We start from the raw sequence: 3,326 nt of genomic DNA, 5'->3' as shown, positions 1-3,326 counted from the left end.
GTGGCCGTGATCGTTCTGGTGGCCTTCAGCAACGCTGTCGACGCCTTGCGCGCCTTGATGCCGGAAGTCCGTGATCTGCTTCCCACGATCGAGCGTGGCCAGCTGTATCGGGTAGGTCCGCCTCGCATTTGACTGCATCGTCGTACTTCCGGTCCGAGCACATCCGTCTTCAGAACCGTTTACACCGACACCAAACAAGGCCGGCAGCGACGTGCTGCCGGCCTCGCGTGTTTTGTCCGACGCGCGTCGTCAGCTCACGGGTCGATGCAATCCATGACCAGCGACGGCTCCTCGTACGGAAAGCAGTTGTTAGGACCGCAGCGGCTTGCCGGGTCCGGCGCGCAGCTGTCCGTGTACCCCGCGATGCCGATCGCCCCCGGATCGTCCACCGGCTCCACGGCGAACGTCTCGACGCGCAGGCTGTCCAGCCCCAGTGTGATCTTGCTCATCACCGGCTCCTTTCACAGAGAAAACCATCGATCCTTTCGTGACGACCGGCTTCCACGCGCCCGGAGGCCGGTCGTGACGAATCCGTCTGCGGCTCAGGCGCAGCCCTCGCTCCAGGGCTGGGGCAGGCAGTGGAACGGGTATGACTTGGGGCACCCGGCGCCATCCGTGGAGCGCGCCTCCACCGTGCCGCGCTGCGTGACCGTCGCGGCCTCGGCCTCGAACGACTCCACCGTCAGCGTATCCAGGTCCAGCATCAGCTTCTTCATCGCGTCCTCCAGGTAGATGGATCAGGACCAGCGCATACGGACGTATGCGGACACCGTCAGACCAGGGCGCAGCCGACCGTGGGACGCTGCGGGCCGCAGTAGTACGGGTACGACTTGGGGCATCCCACGCCGTCCGTGGAGCGCGCCTCCACCGTGCCGCGCTGCCCGGCCGTCACGGCATCCGCCTCGAACGACTCCACCGCCAGCGAGTCCAGGTCGAGCACCAGCTTCTTCATCGCCCCTCCAGGTGTGTGGATGTGAACCGCTTCCGACAAACCTAATCGGAACAAACTTGTGAATATCCGCCGATGCACACAAGCGGAATTCCGCGCGCCGGCGAAACGAGCACGGCGAGCGCATCGGCGGCCGGACGGGCGGAGGCGATTGCGTTCCGCGAGGCGGGATGGATATTCCAGCGCACCACCCTCACGCCCAGGACACGGACATGAGCGACCACGTCACCACCACCCTCTGGCACCACTTCGGCGCGGCGATCGACATGCTGGAGAGCGCCATCGCCGCGTGCCCGGACGCGCCGTGGAGCGACGGCGCCAAACCGTCGTTCTGGCGGATCGCGCAGCATACGGCGTACGTGACCGACTGGTACCTGTCGAATCCGTCCACCCCCTACGCGCCGCCGGAGCCGTTCACCAGCGCGCGCCTGGAGCCGGCCGCCACCGTCGCCGCGCCGCCGTACACCCGCGACGAGATCCTGGGCCTGGTGCGCTATGACCGCGACAAGGCCCGCTCCCTGTTCGGAACGCTGACGGCGGAGCGCGCGGCGCAAACGTGGACGTTCGGCAAGCGCGCGTGGCCGCTGGCGGAGTGGCTGATGTACAACATGCGCCACGCGCAGCATCACGCGGCGCAGCTCAACCTCCTCCTCCGCCAGCGCACGGACGTTGTCCCGACGTGGGTGAGCCGCACGAACGCCGATCTCGCGGCGCCCGTGCACGCAATTCCGCTGATGCCGGACAGCCTGTGGAACCAGCTGGGCGCGGCCATCGACATGCTGCGCAACGCCATCCTCGCGTGCCCGGACGCGCTGTGGGGCGACCGCGCGCGGCAGCCGGAGTTCTGGTACGTGGCGTATCACACGATCTTCTTCCTGGATTACTACACGTCGCCCACGGCGGACGGGTTCGTGCCGCCGAAGCCGTTCGGCCTGGAGGAGCTGGACCCGGCCGGCGTGCTTCCCGAACGCGTGTTCACAAAGGACGAGCTGCTCGGCTACCTGGAGCACGGCCGCGAGCAGTGCCGCCGCATCATCGAATCCCTCACGGACGAATCGGCGGCGGAAGTGCGGCGCTTCAACAGGCAGGACTGGACGGTGCTGGAGTGGCTTGTGAACAGCATGCGCCACGTGCAGCATCACACGGCGCAGCTCCACCTCATCCTCCGCCAGCAGACGGACTCCGCGCCTGGATGGATCGCGCGGACCTCGCGCCCGCTGCACGCCGCGGAATCCCCCGCCTGATGCGCGTTCCGGCGATGGACGTCCGCCCGGTCGCCTGCGTCGCGCTCGCGCTGATGCTGGGCGGATGCGCGGGGATGCTGGGCTCGGCGCCGGCCGTGAAGTGCACGGGCTCCAACGCGCCGGACCGGTGGACGCTGCAGGCCGGCGGCGTGCTGCAGGGTGTCGTCACCAGCACGCGTAACCTGCCGCTCCCCGGCGCCACCGTCCGCATCCGCCCCCTGCGCGCGGACACGTCCGCCGCGCGCGCGACGACGAGCGTGACGCAGGGCGCGTTCGCCATCGACGGCGTGCCGGCCGGCCGATACGTCGCGCAGGCCACGTACCCCGGCTACGGCACGTGGCTGGATACGATCGAGGTCGCGCCGGACGTCGGCACGGTGCCGCGCATCCGGCTCTGCAGCGGGTTCGGCGCGTGACGCGGCCGGACGTCCATCACCTTCAGTTCGCGGGAATCGGCGGATGAACAGGCCCGACCCTCTCACGATCACCGCCGCGGTGGCGGACGTGCTGGCGTGCTACGCGTACGCCTTTGCCGCGCAGGCGCTCACGCCGCCAGACGGACCGCACGCGCCCGCGGCGTACTGGATGACGCAGGCATGGGTGTACCTGCTGATCGCGCCGGTCGCGGCCGTGGCCACGTGGCAGGCCCTGCGGCACTTCGCCGGGTTCCGCGCGGGCGACCGGCGCTGGTGGCGCCTGCCGATGGTCGGCGCGGCGGTGGGCGCGGGCGGCGCGCTGGCCCTCATGCCCCTGGCCGCGCCCGGGCTGGCCGACGCCGTCCTCGGGATCGCGCAGCTCGCCGGGCTCGGCGGCGGGCTGGGGCTGATGCTGGCCGCCATCAACTTCCCCATCGCCCATCTTGCCCGCCCGGCCGCCGCGGCCGCGTAGGCGGGAGCCGTTGTCGGACGCGTTCGGCTGCCCTCGCCCATGCTGTCGTTCCCGAGAGGGGGCTTGCCAAACCTGCCTTTCAGCGGAGCCGGAGAGGGTCATCCTGAGTCATCCAGCGCTGCGCGCACCTTGTAGGATGAAAGCCGCCTATGTCCAACCTCCCCCAGGCTTTTTGGGGGGAGGTGGGCGAGCTCCGCGAGCCCGGAGGGGGCGCTCGCGCGGAGGCTGCCACACGTGCAAGGCCA

Annotated in this window: 6 protein-coding genes; 3 read left to right on the top strand and 3 right to left on the bottom strand. The window is 69.8% G+C overall.

Features of this window, described 5'->3' with window-relative positions:
- Positions 1 to 254: 254 nt before the first annotated feature.
- The 3 genes from VFZ20_RS21405 to VFZ20_RS21395 all read right to left on the bottom strand — a co-directional run bounded on the left by VFZ20_RS21405 (position 255) and on the right by VFZ20_RS21395 (position 952).
- Positions 255 to 449: a hypothetical protein gene (locus VFZ20_RS21405; protein WP_329685984.1), complete on the bottom strand. Its 195-nt coding sequence runs from the start codon at positions 447 to 449 to the stop codon at positions 255 to 257.
- A 93-nt stretch (positions 450 to 542) separates the two neighbouring features.
- Entirely contained in the window at positions 543 to 716 is a 174-nt protein-coding gene (locus tag VFZ20_RS21400) for a hypothetical protein (RefSeq protein ID WP_329685983.1), read from the bottom strand.
- A gap of 56 nt (positions 717 to 772) precedes the next feature.
- Positions 773 to 952 (bottom strand): hypothetical protein, encoded by a 180-nt coding sequence (locus VFZ20_RS21395; protein ID WP_329685982.1) that lies wholly within the window; start codon positions 950 to 952, stop codon positions 773 to 775.
- 209 nt (positions 953 to 1,161) lie between these two features.
- Here VFZ20_RS21395 and VFZ20_RS21390 point away from each other — a divergent pair, with 209 nt between their 5' ends.
- From VFZ20_RS21390 to VFZ20_RS21380, 3 genes are read left to right on the top strand one after another with little or no spacing between them, the layout of a single operon-like run.
- The gene (locus tag VFZ20_RS21390) at positions 1,162 to 2,193 is read left to right on the top strand and encodes a DinB family protein (protein ID WP_329685981.1); all 1,032 of its coding nucleotides are present in this window, start codon (positions 1,162 to 1,164) and stop codon (positions 2,191 to 2,193) included.
- A complete protein-coding gene (locus VFZ20_RS21385) occupies positions 2,193 to 2,609 on the top strand; it encodes a carboxypeptidase-like regulatory domain-containing protein (RefSeq protein ID WP_329685980.1) in 417 nt (138 codons plus the stop codon). The genes VFZ20_RS21390 and VFZ20_RS21385 overlap by 1 nt, the downstream gene beginning before the upstream one ends.
- A 43-nt stretch (positions 2,610 to 2,652) precedes the next feature.
- Positions 2,653 to 3,081 carry a hypothetical protein gene (locus VFZ20_RS21380; protein WP_329685979.1) on the top strand — a complete coding sequence of 143 codons (429 nt, stop codon included), beginning with the start codon at positions 2,653 to 2,655 and terminating at the stop codon, positions 3,079 to 3,081.
- Positions 3,082 to 3,326: the final 245 nt, after the last annotated feature.

It is taken from the genome of Longimicrobium sp. (genome assembly GCF_036280135.1).
GTDB lineage: Bacteria > Gemmatimonadota > Gemmatimonadetes > Longimicrobiales > Longimicrobiaceae > Longimicrobium.
Note: the sequence above shows the minus strand (reverse complement) of the source record. Positions and strands in the feature narration are given on the sequence as shown.

Excerpts from the sequence above, each read along its gene's own strand:
- VFZ20_RS21390 (WP_329685981.1), top strand. The coding sequence starts at position 1,162 with ATGAGCGACCACGTCACCACCACCCTCTGGCACCACTTCGGCGCGGCG.
- VFZ20_RS21400 (WP_329685983.1), bottom strand. The coding sequence starts at position 716 with ATGAAGAAGCTGATGCTGGACCTGGATACGCTGACGGTGGAGTCGTTC.
- VFZ20_RS21385 (WP_329685980.1), top strand. The coding sequence starts at position 2,193 with ATGCGCGTTCCGGCGATGGACGTCCGCCCGGTCGCCTGCGTCGCGCTC.
- VFZ20_RS21380 (WP_329685979.1), top strand. The coding sequence starts at position 2,653 with ATGAACAGGCCCGACCCTCTCACGATCACCGCCGCGGTGGCGGACGTG.
- VFZ20_RS21395 (WP_329685982.1), bottom strand. The coding sequence starts at position 952 with ATGAAGAAGCTGGTGCTCGACCTGGACTCGCTGGCGGTGGAGTCGTTC.
- VFZ20_RS21405 (WP_329685984.1), bottom strand. The coding sequence starts at position 449 with ATGAGCAAGATCACACTGGGGCTGGACAGCCTGCGCGTCGAGACGTTC.